At 42.2% G+C, this 15990-nt stretch carries 21 protein-coding genes; 13 read left to right on the forward strand and 8 right to left on the reverse strand.

From position 1 onward, the window contains the following. Position 1 precedes the first annotated feature (1 nt). The gene (locus CU633_RS18090) at positions 2-874 is read right to left on the reverse strand and encodes an SDR family oxidoreductase (RefSeq protein ID WP_101661972.1); all 873 of its coding nucleotides are present in this window, start codon (positions 872-874) and stop codon (positions 2-4) included. Positions 875-1100: 226 nt separating this feature from the next. On the opposite strand from CU633_RS18090, the gene CU633_RS18095 reads away from it, so the two are divergent. From CU633_RS18095 to CU633_RS18115, 5 genes are all read left to right on the forward strand, one after another. After that, positions 1101-1553 (forward strand): Rrf2 family transcriptional regulator, encoded by a 453-nt coding sequence (locus tag CU633_RS18095; RefSeq protein ID WP_101661973.1) that lies wholly within the window; start codon positions 1101-1103, stop codon positions 1551-1553. 421 nt (positions 1554-1974) lie between these two features. After that, entirely contained in the window at positions 1975-2535 is a 561-nt protein-coding gene (locus CU633_RS18100) for a Uma2 family endonuclease (protein ID WP_101661974.1), read from the forward strand. 88 nt (positions 2536-2623) lie between these two features. Further along, entirely contained in the window at positions 2624-3388 is a 765-nt protein-coding gene (gene aroD, locus CU633_RS18105; protein ID WP_101661975.1) for a type I 3-dehydroquinate dehydratase, read from the forward strand. 150 nt (positions 3389-3538) lie between these two features. Beyond that, positions 3539-3751: a TM2 domain-containing protein gene (locus tag CU633_RS18110; protein WP_101661976.1), complete on the forward strand. Its 213-nt coding sequence runs from the start codon at positions 3539-3541 to the stop codon at positions 3749-3751. Between the two features lie 502 nt (positions 3752-4253). Continuing rightward, positions 4254-4757 (forward strand): DoxX family protein, encoded by a 504-nt coding sequence (locus CU633_RS18115; protein ID WP_101661977.1) that lies wholly within the window; start codon positions 4254-4256, stop codon positions 4755-4757. Positions 4758-4804: 47 nt separating this feature from the next. Here the strand turns inward: CU633_RS18115 and CU633_RS18120 are convergent, their stop codons facing one another. The 3 genes from CU633_RS18120 to CU633_RS18130 all read right to left on the reverse strand — a co-directional run bounded on the left by CU633_RS18120 (position 4805) and on the right by CU633_RS18130 (position 6170). Beyond that, positions 4805-4975 (reverse strand): YfhD family protein, encoded by a 171-nt coding sequence (locus tag CU633_RS18120; RefSeq protein ID WP_101661978.1) that lies wholly within the window; start codon positions 4973-4975, stop codon positions 4805-4807. 95 nt (positions 4976-5070) lie between these two features. Next, a complete protein-coding gene (locus CU633_RS18125) occupies positions 5071-5199 on the reverse strand; it encodes a YfhE family protein (protein WP_101661979.1) in 129 nt (42 codons plus the stop codon). A gap of 62 nt (positions 5200-5261) precedes the next feature. Beyond that, positions 5262-6170 (reverse strand): TIGR01777 family oxidoreductase, encoded by a 909-nt coding sequence (locus CU633_RS18130; RefSeq protein ID WP_101661980.1) that lies wholly within the window; start codon positions 6168-6170, stop codon positions 5262-5264. Positions 6171-6275: 105 nt separating this feature from the next. On the opposite strand from CU633_RS18130, the gene recX reads away from it, so the two are divergent. Together recX and CU633_RS18140 are read left to right on the forward strand one after the other, a co-directional pair. Next, positions 6276-7085, forward strand: a complete 810-nt coding sequence (gene recX, locus CU633_RS18135; protein WP_101661981.1) for a recombination regulator RecX — start codon at positions 6276-6278, stop codon at positions 7083-7085. A 58-nt stretch (positions 7086-7143) separates the two neighbouring features. Then, entirely contained in the window at positions 7144-7479 is a 336-nt protein-coding gene (locus CU633_RS18140; RefSeq protein ID WP_101661982.1) for a YfhH family protein, read from the forward strand. A gap of 124 nt (positions 7480-7603) precedes the next feature. Here the strand turns inward: CU633_RS18140 and CU633_RS18145 are convergent, their stop codons facing one another. Then, positions 7604-7762 (reverse strand): small, acid-soluble spore protein K, encoded by a 159-nt coding sequence (locus CU633_RS18145; protein ID WP_101661983.1) that lies wholly within the window; start codon positions 7760-7762, stop codon positions 7604-7606. A 107-nt stretch (positions 7763-7869) separates the two neighbouring features. On the opposite strand from CU633_RS18145, the gene CU633_RS18150 reads away from it, so the two are divergent. Next, positions 7870-8139: a YfhJ family protein gene (locus tag CU633_RS18150; protein ID WP_101661984.1), complete on the forward strand. Its 270-nt coding sequence runs from the start codon at positions 7870-7872 to the stop codon at positions 8137-8139. A gap of 92 nt (positions 8140-8231) precedes the next feature. Here CU633_RS18150 and CU633_RS18155 read toward each other — a convergent pair whose 3' ends face one another. Continuing rightward, the gene (locus CU633_RS18155) at positions 8232-9212 is read right to left on the reverse strand and encodes a metal-dependent hydrolase (protein WP_101661985.1); all 981 of its coding nucleotides are present in this window, start codon (positions 9210-9212) and stop codon (positions 8232-8234) included. Between the two features lie 210 nt (positions 9213-9422). Between CU633_RS18155 and mutY the strand changes: the two genes are divergently transcribed. Next, on the forward strand, positions 9423-10493 hold the full coding sequence (gene mutY, locus CU633_RS18160) for an A/G-specific adenine glycosylase (protein WP_101662010.1): 1071 nt from the start codon (positions 9423-9425) through the stop codon (positions 10491-10493). A 35-nt stretch (positions 10494-10528) separates the two neighbouring features. Here the strand turns inward: mutY and CU633_RS18165 are convergent, their stop codons facing one another. Further along, positions 10529-10753, reverse strand: a complete 225-nt coding sequence (locus CU633_RS18165) for a hypothetical protein (RefSeq protein WP_101661986.1) — start codon at positions 10751-10753, stop codon at positions 10529-10531. Positions 10754-10876: 123 nt separating this feature from the next. Between CU633_RS18165 and fabL the strand changes: the two genes are divergently transcribed. The 4 genes from fabL (at position 10877) to CU633_RS18185 (ending at position 14934) form a co-directional block, all read left to right on the forward strand. Next, positions 10877-11626 carry an enoyl-[acyl-carrier-protein] reductase FabL gene (gene fabL, locus CU633_RS18170; RefSeq protein ID WP_101661987.1) on the forward strand — a complete coding sequence of 250 codons (750 nt, stop codon included), beginning with the start codon at positions 10877-10879 and terminating at the stop codon, positions 11624-11626. Between the two features lie 90 nt (positions 11627-11716). Continuing rightward, positions 11717-12220, forward strand: coding sequence for a gamma-type small acid-soluble spore protein (locus tag CU633_RS18175; protein WP_101661988.1), 504 nt, complete (start codon positions 11717-11719; stop codon positions 12218-12220). Positions 12221-12546: 326 nt separating this feature from the next. After that, a complete protein-coding gene (gene ntdP, locus CU633_RS18180; protein WP_101661989.1) occupies positions 12547-13077 on the forward strand; it encodes a nucleoside tri-diphosphate phosphatase in 531 nt (176 codons plus the stop codon). A gap of 102 nt (positions 13078-13179) precedes the next feature. Next, positions 13180-14934 carry an ABC transporter ATP-binding protein gene (locus tag CU633_RS18185; protein ID WP_101661990.1) on the forward strand — a complete coding sequence of 585 codons (1755 nt, stop codon included), beginning with the start codon at positions 13180-13182 and terminating at the stop codon, positions 14932-14934. A gap of 454 nt (positions 14935-15388) precedes the next feature. Here CU633_RS18185 and CU633_RS18190 read toward each other — a convergent pair whose 3' ends face one another. Beyond that, positions 15389-15871, reverse strand: a complete 483-nt coding sequence (locus CU633_RS18190; protein ID WP_101661991.1) for a tetratricopeptide repeat protein — start codon at positions 15869-15871, stop codon at positions 15389-15391. Positions 15872-15990: the final 119 nt, after the last annotated feature.

The following is a 15990-nucleotide window of genomic DNA, read 5'->3' on the forward strand; positions in this document are numbered from 1 at the left end:
CTTATTTTGTTTGAGAGATTTCGTGAACAATTTGGGTCAGTGCCTTGTTAATTAGGGTCACTGGACGACCGAGCACTTTTTCGAAATCATTGCTTGCAATTTCCAATGCTCCGTCTCGAATACCTTTTTGGATGTCAACGAGCATAGGAACGATGAAATCTGGTACGCCAGCACCTTTCATAATTTCAGCATAAGTGGCATCATCGACCTGTTGTACAGGTACTTCTTTGCCTAATACAGTACCAAGAGCAGATGCCAGTTCTTCCTGAGTCATTAGCTTACCAGAAAGTTCGTAGATTGTATTTTCGTGACCGTTGCCAGAAAGTACAGCTGCTGCTGCTTCTGCATAATCTTGTTGTAGTGCCCAACCTACCTTGCCAGAACCTGCAGATGTTACCCAAGGGGCTCCTGCCAGGACACCCTGAATGCTCGAAATTTCGTTCTCCAGGTACCAGTTGTTGCGTAAGAAGGAGTAAGGAATGCCTGTTTTCAAAATGGCTTCTTCCGTAGCAACGTGTGGTGGGGCAAGGAACATTGTGCTTTCACTTGCATTCCCTAAACTGGTATAAGCAATAAATTTAACTTGAGCACGCTCTGCCGCAGCTACTGCATCTGTGTGTTGTCGGATTCTTGTTTCGTTGTCTCCATCCGCAGAAATAATTAATAAGCGATCGATACCTTCAAAAGCTGAAACCAATGTTTCGGGACGGTCAAAATCTCCGTGCCGAACTTCTACGCCACGAGACCGAAATCCTTCTGCCTTCTCTGGATTTCGAACACTAACAACTAATTGACTTGCTGGTACAGTTTTCAATAATGTCTCTACAACTTTCGTTCCTAATTTTCCTGTTGCACCTGTCACTAACATTTTCATTTTCTATTCCTCCAATATATGTTTTGTTAAAATCTTTCTTATTAAGTTGTAATAAATTTGATTACCTGTAATCATGATAGTTACTTTATGTTTTTTTGTCAACAAATTCAAAAAACCTTTTTTAATTTTGTTCTTTATTTTAAGGTATAATACATTTGTAATTGAATTAATTACATGATACAACGTGGAGGTATTTTGTTATAAACATAAGGAAGGTGACTGAAAATTGTTTATAAGTAGTCGATTTGCCGTTGGAATTCATATATTAGCTCTTATTGAAATAAATAAAGAGGGGATAAGCTCATCAGAATTTTTAGCAGGTAGTGTAAACACGAATCCTGCCGTGATAAGAAAAATTATGGGGATGCTTAAAAAAGCAGGGTTAGTAGAAGTACATCCTGGTATTGCGGGAGCTAAACTAGCTAGGGATTTATCTGACATTACATTACTGGACATATATAAGGCGGTTAATGTTGTACAAGAGAAAGAATTGTTTAGTGTACATGAAGATCCAAATCCAGCTTGCACTGTGGGAAGGAATATCCAAGATACAGTAGGTCCATTATTTACAGCTGCTCAATTAGCATTGGAGAAAACTTTGGGAAATGTAACCCTTGAAGATGTTGTAAAGGATATTGTTAATAAAGAAAAATTAACCAGTAATGAATTAAGCAATTAATAGTAGACGTTCTTTTCAAGAATGTCTTTTTTTATGTTGAAGATATGGTACAAAACTTCATTTCTACACCTATCCTATAATAAACTTTGACTTTCTGAGACTATCATATGTTTCTTCCACAGGAAAAAGGCATGCGAAAATAAGCATATCTTTCATAATAGATTCGATCTTGGTGTGGCTTGTCTACGCAGAAACGTATTGAAGTAAATTACGGAAACCTTTGGCACTCATGGAAAAACATCCCGTACATACGTTCGTGTTAATTAACTGAATTATAACAACTATTGCACAGAAGGACAAATATCAACATAGATCTTTAACACAGCCTTATTAAAATTAAGTTGCTCGCGATAGATAGGCACACATCAATACGAAAAATGGTAAAATGGAAATAATAAGTTTAAGTAGGGGAGTGAACATAATGGCTCTACCCGGAGATTCCTTTGTTACATTAGAGGAGTACTTTAAAATGAGGGAAAATAGCGAAGACATATTGGAATATATAGACGGTAATGTTTTTATGTCGCCATCTCCATCGACAAAACATCAAAGAGTGTCAAGCAAGCTTCAAACTAAATTCGGAATATTCCTTCAAGGGAATCTGTGCGAAGTGTTTGCTGCACCTTACAACATTGAATTAAAAAAAGATGGGATTGAAGGAACTAAGATTGTCATCCCGGATTTAAGTATTATTTATGATAAAACTGGTTTTACTGATGCCAGATATATCGGCGTTCCAACTCTAATCGTTGAGATACTGAGTCCCTCTAATCAGTCTCATGATTTGGTTACAAAACTAAACATTTATATGGAATATGGTGTGAAAGAGTATTGGATTGTAAATCCCATACTGAATGTGATAACGGTTTATATTCTGAATGCTGAAGATATGTATGAACAATATGACATTAAAGCACAGTCAGGCAAAATTAAATCAAAAGTGCTCAACGGATTAAATATTGATTTACAGGATATTTTCTAATTTTTCTCTGGACGCAGAATAAGATGAGAGTAAAAAACCGTGCCTGCCCTATATGTTAACGAGTTAACGCAGTGAAGGGAATGGAAATATGAAAAAAACAGTAACCGTCAAAGGAATCACAATCGGGGAAGGTGTTCCAAAAGTCTGTGTCCCGATGGTGGGCGAAACGTTATCGCAATTAACGGAAGAAGCCGAATCACTCTTAACGCTTGATTTGGATGTAGTTGAATGGCGGGCCGACTTTTTTGAAGACGTGGAAGATATTGATAAAGTGAAATCCGCACTTAAAGAAATTCGTGCCATTCTACCGGACACGCCGCTCATATTCACATTTCGCAGTGCTAAAGAAGGCGGTGAAAAAGAGGTCAGTGCAGCTTTTTACCAGGCTTTAAACAAGGCAGTTGTCGAAACAGGCCTCGTTGACATTATTGATGTGGAGCTATTCAATGATGAAAAAGATGTCAAAATGCTGATTGATGCGGCCCATGCCAACAATGTGTACACGATTATTTCCAATCATGACTTTGATAAGACACCGCCAAAAGAAGAAATTATTTCGAGGCTGCGCAAAGCTCAGCAATTGGGTGGTGACCTGCCTAAAATTGCGGTGATGCCAACCAGTCCTGCTGATGTAATTGTTTTACTTGACGCAACCTATACAATGGCAGAAAAGTATGCAGACCGTCCGATCATTACGATGTCGATGGCCGGAAAAGGTATGATCAGCCGATTGACAGGCGAAGTTTTTGGCTCGGCAATGACTTTTGGAGCAGCAAAGAAAGCCTCAGCACCCGGCCAGGTCGCTGTTTCAGAATTAAGAAATGTATTATCTTTGTTACACTCAAACTTATAAAAAGTAAAGGCACCTGCGTCCGAAGCATGGAACCAGGTGCTTTCTCATTTCTAAACTGCGAGAACTGTGGTTTTAATGATGATGGGGATTTTTCCTCTTTACATAGAGGTTTAGGCAAGGTAAGATTTTCTAAAAGGGGAGGTGAAAAAAATGAAAAGCAAAGTTGTTGCCGGTGTTTTAGGTATTCTATTAGGCAGTTTTGGTGCGCATAAGTTCTATCTCGGTAAGATTGGAATGGGAATTCTTTATCTTGTTTTCTCCTGGACGGGAATACCGGGAATTATTGGTCTAATCGAAGGAATTATATATTTAGTTAAATCCGACGAAGAATTCGAACAAAAGTATGTTAAAGCATCACATTGATATTATTTATAATTCTTATTTTTAATCCCCGCGTTTTTGAACGCGGGTTTTCTTTATGTTTATGACTTAATTTATGTTCTGTTAATAACACTTCCTGTGTTTTCATTATAGATGGAAACACGCTATACACTTTTTATCCCCAAGCAAAATGTTAATTTGCTAACTTTCCACAGGTTTATCAACAATATCCACAAGGTTATAAACAGAACTTGTCCACAAAATAAAAATGGCAAGGGATTTTTTGTCCCCACACCCAAAGATTAAGAAATAGGGTGTTCACAGTTAAGACAAATACTGGATTCTTTTTTGTGAAAGAAATGTGAAGTGCATTGCCGGCTGGAACGTTACCGAGTATATTATAAGTGTAAAGAGAATCGGTGATATAAATTGCCCATTCTCCTTCATAAAAAGCTGGCCGGCTTTAAAAACGCATTAATAGCATAAGATTTTTTGAATATTTTGTGAAAAATTTCACAAATAAAAATTTTAGGAGCTGGTAATCATGAAATGGTGGAAAACTCCTCAAGCAGCGGTAGCCTGGACAATTATTCGGATTTGGTTAGGCATCCAATGGATAGAAGCAGGTTGGCACAAAGTAGCAGATGGATTTGATGCAGGCGGATTTATGCAAGGGGCAATTGCAAAGGCTGGTGGCGAACATCCGGCGGTTGCAGGATGGTATGCAAGCTTTCTTGAAAGTGTAGCTCTTCCAAATTCTGAATTATTCAGCTTCCTTGTAGCATGGGGAGAAGTTTTAGTTGGACTTGGACTTATTCTCGGTGCAGCGACTATCCCAGCTTTAATTGCGGGAGCATTTATGAACTTGAACTTCATGCTGGCTGGAACAACAAGTACCAATCCAGTTCTTTATACAGTAGCCTTTATACTCCTCTTTGCGGGCAGCGGTTCTTATTACTGGGGTGTTGACCGGTTTGCAATCCCATATTTGAAAGAGCGCTTTACTAAGAAAACTGGTGGGGCCGGAAAAAATACGGCAGCCCAATAACTCGTAATAAGGAAGGGAGCAGGAGAGATCATTCTCCTGCTTCTTTGCTATTCTCCGCTTCTCTTTCTTGCACGCTCGTCTGCGGCTTTCGCGCGTGCTTGTGCTTCCAGATCTTCATGATCGGCTAATTCTCTTGAAAACTCTACATCGATCCCGTCCGATGGAATTGGTGAAAGTGCAGCTTGTTCCCTTTGTTTACGCTCGTTAGCACGACCCATGATCATATCCCCTTTCAATCTGGAACATCAGGAAAACATTTGTTTTCCTAACTTTAGGTTGTGAGTTTGGAAAGGGGAATATAAATGGAAAATCTTTAATGGCGTGATTTTTTTCCGGAAAAGCCGCCTGCCTGATCAGCCAGCTTGAATTCTCTCGAATAGGTAATTTCTTGAGCGCTTGAAAGTGTATTCTTCATTTTATCCCGCTTTTTCTTCTCCATCATAAACCCCTTTCGATAAAATTTGCTTCTGTTCCTATATTTTCCGAAACCAGTTTAAAACATACTTATTGAAGAATATCGGCCAATGCTCCACGTAATTTTGGATATTCAAAGCTGAAACCGCTTGCTTCAAGCTTACCTGGCAACACCTTTTGCCCTTCCAAAACAAGCGTGCTCATTTCTCCCAGCAGCATTTTCAGAGCGAACGCCGGAACCGGCATCCAGTGCGGACGCTTTATGACAGAAGAGATTGTTTCACCGAACTCCTTCATAGTGACCGGATGAGGGGCCGTGACATTGATTGGTCCCTCGAGTTGTTCGTTTTTAATGGCGAATACAATCGCTCTGACGGCATCGCGGATATGTATCCACGAAACCCATTGCCTTCCCGATCCAATTGTTCCTCCAACAAAGAGCCGATACGGAAGTATCATCCTTGGCAGAGATCCTTCATGTTTGTCCAAAATGATTCCAAACCGGCAAAAAACCGTACGAATCCCGTATTGTTTGCGAGCCTGTGCAGCTGTTTCCTCCCACTGTTCCACCGTTTTCGCCAAAAAATCGTTCCCCGGCTCTGTTTCTTTTTCGGTAAAGGTTTTTGATTCAGAAGCACCGTAAAATCCAACAGCACTCGCATTAATTAATACTTGTGGTTTTTTGTCCATCTTGCTGATTATATTTAAAACCCCGGCAGTTGCTTCCAGACGGCTATTCATAATGCGCTGTTTTTGTTCAACTGTCCAACGGCCGGCGCCCAGCGATTCCCCGGCCAGATTTATAATCATTTGCGTTCCTTCCATCTCTGTTTCCGGGTGATCACCTTCATTGAGCCATTGCACATACTTAATGTTTTCTTTATTCGTTTTTCCTTCAACATTGCGTGTAAGAATGACAATTTTATGCCCTTCTTTTAAAAGCTCATCCGATAGTGCTTTGCCTACAAATCCCGTTCCACCTGTTAGAGTGATTTTCAAAGTATTCCTCCTCGCCGTTGACGTTTTTCCTAATTATTAAATTTACGACATATTTTTTTAAAAACCTTTTTTCAATATGTTACATTAAAGTTGAGGTGACAAATGATGGCTGTCATAACGAAAATATCGGTCCAGCAAAAGAACCGTGATCGCTACAATATTTTTGTGGATGAAGGAAAAGGTGAAAAATTCGCTTTTAGCGTGGATGAAGATGTGCTGATAAAATTCCAGTTGAAAAAAGGGCTGGAGCTTGATGACCTCATGTTAACCGAGGTTCACTTCCATGATGATATCCGCAAAGCTTATAACCTTGCCATCAATTATTTGGCAAGAAGAATGAGATCGGAAGGGGAAGTACGCGATTATTTAACCACCAACGGAGTAGAAGCTCCTGTCATTAAGGAAGTAATCGGCAAGCTTTATCAAAATCAATTTTTGAATGATGCGGAATTTGCCTCAGCATTTGTTCATACGCAAATAAATACAACGGATAAAGGCCCATTACAGATCAAAAGAGAGCTGACAGAGAAAAAAGTCGATCCCAGGATAGCGGAAGATGCGCTTAAGGAATACTCATTTGACGAACAAGTTGAAACCGCTCTGAAGCTGTGCGGGAAATATACTGAAAAAAATAAACGCGAGTCGTTTCGGGCCGTGAAGCTGAAGATGGAGCAACAATTAATTAGAAAAGGTTTTTCTTTTGATGTAATCCAGCAAGTATTAACCAATTTTCCGGAGGAAGAGAATGATGCGGGTGAACTTAAGGCCATTTCATATCAAGGAGAAAAGCTGCATCGTAAATACGAAAAATACTCCGGCTATGAATATAGGCAAAAAATGAAGCAAGCTTTATATAGAAAAGGATTTCCCGTCGAGCTGATTGAACGCTATTTACAGGAGACGGAAAAATTTTAACGATCTAACACTTGTCCCTTTCACTATACTAAAAACAATTATCCCTGAGGTGATGGTAATGCAGCAGGAAAAGAGATACAGCCAAATGACCCGTTACGAACTGCAGCAGGAGATTGCCAGGCTCAATGAGAAGGCAAAAAAAGCAGAACAAATGGGCATGGTGAATGAATTTGCCGTGCTTGACAGAAAAGCGGTAATGGCGAAATCCTATTTATTAAACCGCGATGATTTTAAACCTGGTGAACTGTATGGGATCGAAGGGGATCCGGGAAGCTACTTTAAAATTGAATATCTTAATGGGGTATTCGCCTGGGGCTACCGGCTTGGCGGTGATGGCCGCGAGGAAGCACTTCCGATAGCAATGCTGAAGAAAATAGAGGAAAACCAGAGCTAGAGCGCTCTGGCTTTTGAAGGCTTTATGAAGCTTCCAGATGGTTGGTATCCGGGATGGCTGTATGAAAAGAAACTGGAATTGGGATAAGGTTGCCATACATGTTCACCAGTCCATCCTATTTAAACTAGTCATTTTCACGGTGTGAGGATGCATACATTCGTTCCTGCGGATGAGTATTTATCGTTCCATCGGCACGTTTGGAAGCATACTCTGCTTTCGCCCGTGGTGTACCTTCAATTCTCCTGATGTTGGTATACGGGAAACCTGTCAACTTATTCCGCATTCGAAATCCTCCCCTGACAAGAAGTAACACGCGAGAGCACATGGCTTCTTGCGTATAAATAGTATTTGCTTTATTAAATAATAAACATATGGAAAGAGGTGGACGCAATGGAGGAGTATTATAAAAGGTTGGCCGCATTGCTCATGGAAAAAAATCCAATCCTTTCGTATGAACAGGCTCTAACATGGGTTGAGCTTTTCTGGGAAGATTTTGAAACAACGTATGCGAAGGCGGGCAGGGAATATCAAGGCAAGGAAATGACCGAAAGAGTGGTTCGGCAATGGATCGAGCAATATGGTGAAAGACTTCATGAATTTGTAGCCAGCAACCCTAAATATAAGCATCTCTTAGAACAAAATAACAATCCCGCTCATTAACCCTTTGAGCCAAATAAGCAGAAAAAGCGCCTCGATTACAACCAAATCCAGGCGCTTTTTCTTTCTTGTGTTGTCCGAAAAATTCAACGGTTTCAACCGGGAATGATCTCGAGTTTTTTCCGGAGCTTCTCCTCGCTGAAAATCCAGCCTGTGTAAGAACCCATAATATTGTAGTCCTCATCGAGCTGCACAACAGCAACGAAAGGGTAATGACCGTTGCTGCGGTAGCGTAAATCGATAAACCTGACTTCATAATAATCATCGTATTCATCAAGCTCCCAGCGAAAAACAGGAGAAAATGACAGGAACGCGGAAAGGTTTTTATCTTTTTTCGCTGCTTCGAGAACAGGCGATTCCGGAACAGGTACACGGTTGAATTGATCCAGGATTCTGACATGGTCATAATGTGCTCTGCCAACGAAAAACTGGCGTTGATTCATGACGGCAATTTTCCAATGATGAAACTTCATCGTTGGTGCAATAATGATATCCGTAGCATCAGGTATCATTGTTTTTACAGATTTTAACACTTTTCTCCGGTAGTAAAAGCGAATAATATAATAAGCGAAAATGACCGCATAAATAGCTGAAAACGTGTAACCCGGATGGGCTCCAAAAGCCCACAAAAACAGCCCGGCGACATGAATGCCGAAAATAAACGGATCAAAGGTGTTAATGACGCCAAGAGCGACCCATTTGTGCGAAAACGGTCTTAATGCCTGTGTTCCATAAGCATTAAAGATGTCGACAAACACATGCAGGAATACGGCGAGAAATGTCCACAGCCATAAATGCAGCAAATTAGCCTCTGGAAAGAATGGGTAAACGACAGCAACTATCGCAAGCGGCCATAAAAGGACAGCCGGGATTGAATGGGTGATTCCCCGATGATTTCTTATATAAACAGCATTGTTTCTTAATTTCAAAACTGTGTCTATGTCAGGTGCTTGAGAGCCGACGATCGTCGCAATCAATACACTGCTTGCTGTGGCAGAGCTCTCGGCTACAGCGGGATCCAGAGTGGCGAGCCCGCCAAGTGCGAGTCCCATGACCACATGTGTGCCAGTATCCAAAAGGAATGTACCTCCCTTACAGGTATATATACAAGTATACTCCACTTTATTTAAACAATAAATTACTTGTAATTAAAAAATGAATCGTTTAATTTTAAAAGGAGCTGAAATCAACATATTCAAACGAAATTTAAAAGATACGGTAGTATTATATTCCCATCTTTCGTTAATGTTTAACATCATGGAGGCACAAAAGTGGTTCATATAGACATGAAAAATCTGGATGTAAGTTCTTTTCAAAACGATTTAATTAGCTGGTTTACAAGGGAACAAAGAACGTTGCCATGGAGACAAGACACGGACCCGTATAAGGTCTGGGTTTCTGAAATTATGCTGCAGCAAACGAGAGTCGATACGGTTATTCCTTACTTTAATCGTTTTATCCGGCAGTTTCCGTCTATCGATGCTCTGGCGGAAGCGGATGAGGAGAGGGTGTTAAAGGCATGGGAAGGCCTGGGTTATTATTCTCGTGTCAGAAATCTGCATGCTGCGGTGAAAGAGGTGAAAGAGAAGTACGGCGGAAGGGTTCCTGATACTGCTGAAGCAATTTCAAAATTAAAAGGGGTTGGCCCATATACGAGCGGGGCTATTTTAAGCATTGCGTATGGAGTTCCTGAGCCGGCTGTCGATGGAAATGTGATGAGGGTGTTATCGCGGGTTTTAACGATCCGGGATGATATCGCAAAGCCATCGACAAGAAAAATTTTTGAAGAAGCAGTCCGGCGCCTCATTTCACACGAAAACCCCTCTTATTTTAACCAGGCATTAATGGAATTAGGCGCAATCGTCTGTACACCTGCATCGCCTTCCTGTTTGTTATGCCCGGTGCGTGACCATTGCCAGGCCTTTCATGAAGGTGTCCAGACCGACCTGCCTGTTAAAACGAAAAACAAAAAGCAAAAAAGAGTTCAGCTTGCCGCAGCGATTTTAACGAATAAAGAAGGGAAAATTCTTATTCATAAGCGCTCTGGCAGCGGATTGCTCGCCAATCTATGGGAGTTTCCCAATACTGAGATGATTATGCCGCTCCGCAATGAAAAAGAACAATTGGGCGATTTCCTTTTCAGCGAATGGAAAGTTGAAGCAGAATTGAAAGATGATATCGGACAGATTGAACATATATTCACGCATCTGATCTGGAACATCAATGTTTTTTCCGGGACGATTCGTTCCAATGTTGAAGAGCAGGCTGATTTAAAGCTCGTTTCCCTGCAAGAGCTCGAGCAATACGCCCTGCCGGTTTCGCATCAAAAAATGCTGAAATTGTTTCTTGGCGATTAAAAACGCCGTTTGCCGGCGTTTTTTGTTGACTTCTATCAGTCATATGTTGTTTTCGAACCGTGCGTGTAGTCCGCCTGCTGTTGGTTAAGGCCGCCCCTTTGCACAATTTCTTCAACAATTTCCCGATGAATCGCCTGCCCCTCAGAATTTAAATATGGAACCATTTGCTGCAACGAATGGTGAAAAAATGCGAGCTCACTGTCCTTCCATTCGGTTAAAGGCATCATCGAAAGCTCAGTCATATCGCGTCCAACATACATAAAGATCGTCCTTTCTGGCACGAAATTTTCAAATCGTTATGATGCGTTTAGTTTTCATCCTTCATTGTCTTATATACCTGAAAAAGCTAAAATAAAAACAAAACAGATTGAAGGAGTTATTATATGGCACAAAAAGTCGCATTAGTAACCGGGAGCAGCCGTGGCATTGGAAAAGCAACGGCGTTAAGATTGGCAAGCGCAGGTTATGATATTGTTATAAATTACGCGAGAAGCAAATCAGCAGCAATGGAGACAGCAGCCGAGGTGAAAGCGTTAGGAAGAAAAGCGCTTGTCGTTAAAGCAAATGTTGGGGATGTCGAAAAAATAAAAAACATGTTTGCGCAAATCGACCAGGAATTCGGCAGGCTTGATATTTTTGTTAACAATGCTGCCTCGGGTGTGCTGCGGCCGGCAATGGAGCTGGAAGAGTCACACTGGGATTGGACGATGGATATAAACAGCAAAGCCCTGCTGTTCTGCTCTCAGGAGGCCGCAAAGCTAATGGAGAAAAGCGGCGGCGGGAAAATTATTAGCATTAGTTCCCTTGGTTCGATCCGCTACTTGGAAAACTATACAACAGTCGGAGTGTCGAAAGCGGCGCTTGAAGCATTAACAAGGTATTTAGCCGTTGAGCTTGCTCCTAAAAACATTGTCGTCAACGCCGTGTCCGGCGGGGCAATTGATACGGATGCACTAAAGCACTTTCCAAATCGGCAGGAACTTTTGGAAGATGCCCGTGCCAAAACTCCGGCTGGAAGAATGGTTGAGATTGAAGATATTGTGAATACGATTATGTTTTTGATTACAGAAGAGGCAAGTATGATCAGGGGGCAAACGATCATTGTCGATGGCGGAATATCGCTGTTAGTGTAAAACGAGAGTGTTCCGTTCAGGTGTGGAATGAATATGCAGCATAGTCCCCTCCCGAAATGGACAAATTAAGGTTTGGGAGGTGATATCACAATGGCAGACAACCAACAGCCAAACCGAACAATCGCTGGAACCAACATTCAAAGAGTGAGGCAACAGAATGCACAAGCTGGAGCAGGAACCCAGGGAGCATTCGGCACTGAGTTCGCAGGTGAAACAAACGCTGCACAAATAAGGCAGCAAAACCGCCAGGCTGGAACGCAGAACGCACAAGCTGGTGCGGGAAACCAGGGCCAATTCGGCACTGAGTTCGCAGGCGAAACGAATGCCCAGCAAATAAGACAACAAAACCGCCAGGCTGGAGCGCAGAACGCACAAGCTGGTGCGGGAAACCAGGGCCAATTCGGCACCGAGTTTGCAGGTGAAACGAATGCCCAGCAAATAAGACAACAAAACCGCCAGGCTGGAGCGCAGAACGCGCGGGCTGGTGCGGGAAGACAGGGCCAATTCGGCACTGAGTTCGCAAGCGAAACAAATGCCCAGCAAGTGAGACAACAAAACCAGCAGGCTCAAGCCCGTAAAGATCAAAACATGTAAGTGGACCGAGACAAAGCCGCTAATTTTATAAATCGAAGGGCGCTCTTTTTTCGCAAGGGCGCCCTTTGCTTTGAATAAGGGTTTGGACGGCATTACACACTTAGGACCGATCGGTTGTGGTTTCACCATATACTATAAAAGTGATCATTTTATTATGGCGGGCGACTAAGTGAATTTCAATGGCTCATTGTTTTAAATTCTTTAGCGAACCGTTATAATAGTAGAAAATAGGAATTGTTCTTTGTTGCCTTTTGTCGATTGATCATCTCTTACATTAAATCATTTATAGGTTGCAAAGCGTCCAGGAATGAAAGTAGGGGAGAAAAATGGGCGTACCCACAGAAGGTGAGCCGATACAAATTCATAGCTATAAACATAATGGGCACATCCATCGCGTTTGGCAGGAAACGACCGTTTTAAAAGGAACACAAAATTTGGTGATTGGCGGAAATGACCGGACAATCGTTACCGAATCCGATGGACGGACATGGATTACAAGAGAGCCGGCAATTTGTTATTTTCACTCCCAATACTGGTTTAATGTGATCGGAATGATTCGGGAGGACGGCGTATATTACTACTGCAATATCAGTTCACCATTTATCTTCGACGGCGAAGCGTTAAAATATATTGATTATGACCTCGATATTAAAGTATTTCCCGATATGACATTCAACCTCCTCGATGAAGATGAATACGAGCGGCACCGCATTGAAATGAAATATCCGGAAGTGATCGATCAAATTTTACACCGGAATGTTGATAAATTAATTCGCTGGATTCGCCAGAGAAAAGGACCGTTTGCCCCTGACTTTATTGACATTTGGTACGAACGGTATTTGACCTACAGACGCTGATGATCCGGATAAAAGCTGCCTGTTGAGACAACATCAACAGGTTTTTATTTGTGTAAACAGGAAAAAAGATAGAGAGAAGTCTTCTTTTTAGGGGGAAAACCATTGGACAGCATACGCAGATACTTACAATTTGTTAAACCATACAAGCTGCAAATTATCGGAACGATCGTGATTGGCATTATCAAATTTGCGATTCCCCTGATGATCCCACTGTTAATGAAATATGTCGTAGATGATATTATTAACAATAATGTCATGACGACAGCCGAAAAAACAGACCAGCTAATTTTTGTGATGAGTATTATGATCATCGTTTTTGTCATCATTCGTCCGCCCGTTGAATATTACCGGCAATATTTTGCCCAATGGACCGGAAGTAAGATCCTCTACGACATCCGGGATCGCCTTTTTACCCACATCCAAAAACTGAGCTTTAAGTATTATGCAAACACAAGAGTTGGCGAAGTGATCTCGAGGGTCATTAATGATGTGGAACAAACAAAGAACTTTGTCATTACAGGATTAATGAATCTTTGGCTTGATATCGCCACCATTCTGATTGCTGTTGCAATCATGTTTACGATGGATGTGCCGCTGACGATTGTCTCGCTCATTTTATTTCCGCTTTACGCTTTTTCGGTGAGATTTTTTTTCGGTAATCTGCGAAAGCTGACAAGAGCCCGATCGCAGGCACTCGCCGAAGTCCAAAGCTATCTTCATGAACGGGTTCAGGGAATGTCCGTCATTAAAAGCTTTGCGCTTGAAGAGTATGAGCAAAAACAATTTGACAAAAATAATTACAATTTCCTAAAGAAAGCACTCGACCACACAAACTGGAATGCAAAAGCGTTTGCTGTCGTCAATACAATTACCGATATCGCTCCATTAATTGTAATTGGGTATTCTGGATACCAGGTAGTCGAGGGGAATTTATCAGTAGGATCGATGATCGCGTTTATTGCGTATATTGACCGCTTATACAACCCGCTAAGACGGCTCGTCAATTCTTCTACAACCTTAACGCAATCAATCGCTTCGATGGACCGGGTGTTTGAACTGATGGATGAGAAGTACGATATTGATGATGCGCCTAATGCCAGGGAGTGCGATTATGTCCATGGCGATTTGAAGTTTGATAGTGTCAGCTTCTCATATGAAGAAGATGAAGAGCCGGTATTAAAAAACATTTCCCTTGATGTCAAAAAAGGGGAAACGATTGCGCTTGTCGGAATGAGTGGCGGGGGAAAATCTTCGCTCGTAAGCCTGATTCCGCGATTTTATGATGTGACCGAAGGCAGGATTCTCCTTGATGGCAATGATGTCCGCGATTTTAAAGTCAGAACGTTGCGCGATAAAATTGGCGTCGTATTTCAGGACAATATACTATTCAGCGAATCGGTAAAAACGAATATTTTGTTGGGCAACCCCGAAGCCAGTGACGAAGAGGTTTATCGGGCCGCTAAAGCAGCGAACGCCGATGAATTTATTCTTAATCTGCCTCAAGGCTATGATACGAAAGTCGGAGAACGGGGTGTAAAGCTATCTGGCGGCCAAAAGCAGCGGGTCGCCATTGCCAGGGTATTTTTGAAAAATCCGCCTATCCTAATTTTAGATGAAGCTACTTCTGCACTTGATCTTGAAAGTGAGCATCTGATCCAGGAAGCGCTTGAGAAGTTGGCGAAGGACCGGACCACGTTCATTGTCGCACACCGCCTCTCGACGATTACCCATGCTGATCGGATTGTCTTAATCGAGCATGGAGAAATCGTCGAAATCGGCACGCATGAAGAGCTGATGGCGAAGCAAGGGAATTACTATAAATTATTTCAAGTCCAGCAGCTTGAGCCGTCCATTTAGGAAATCCCTGTCAGGCGACAGGGATTTTTTAATCGTTTTTAAACTGGCTGGGAGCTTCGATGCCAGAGCAGGCTGACCAGGAAATATGGAGTTACCGACAGACCCCGTTTTATCCTTCATTTCCCGGATGAAGGACATTTCGCCGGCTCCAAGACCTTGTTTTGACCTTCATCACTCGAATGAAGGACATTTCGCCGGCTCCAAGACCCCGTTTTGTCCTTCATCACCCGGATGAAGGACATTTCGCCGGCTCCAAGACCCCGTTTTGTCCTTCATCACCCGAATGAAGGACATTTCGCCGGCTCCAAGACCCCGTTTTGTCCTTCATCACCCGAATGAAGGACATTTCGCCGGCTCCAAGACCTCGTTTTGTCCTTCATCACCCGGATGAAGGACATTTCGCCGGGCGCACAGCACGCCTGAGTTTTTGTGGGCTGGTGCTTTGCCTGAGTCGCTACTGCCACACTTCATCGAGATGGTCAGCGTAAAATAAAATTGCCCGTCGATAACTTTTGATGCCAGCATCGGTTGTCGTTTCAGCAATTTGTTTCAAAAGAATGGAAGTCGATTTTTCATGCTCACCTAAATTGTATAAGGTGATCGCGAGAAAAATTAAAAATTCCCGGGCTTCCGGATATTCCGCAATGCCGGCGGCAAGCATGGATTTCGCATCCTCATACTTCCCCAGGGCCCGATAAGTGCTTCCAAGCCCAAGCATCGCACCGCGCCTCTTGCCGTCATCCAGTCCAAGTTCCAGCGCTTTCTTATAATAGGGTACAGCCTCAAGCTCCAAGCCCAGTTGATCATGCACCACAGCGCACTCATATAAAATTGTGGCATTTTCACTTTCCTTCTCAGCCAATGCCTTTAATAGATCCCTGGCCTTATCAAGCTGGCCGCTTTTTTTAAAATCCAATGCCTTCTGCAAATCTCTCATATTGAAACCTCCTTTGTTTTGATTATCATATGCTGGTACAGAAAGATCAAAAAATAACAATGAAAGGCTCTTTAAGTAATTGGATATAAAAGGGGATAAGCAAAAAGTACTATTCTCAA

The organism is Bacillus sp. V3-13, from assembly GCF_002860165.1.
Lineage (GTDB): Bacteria > Bacillota > Bacilli > Bacillales > Cytobacillaceae > Bacillus_BJ.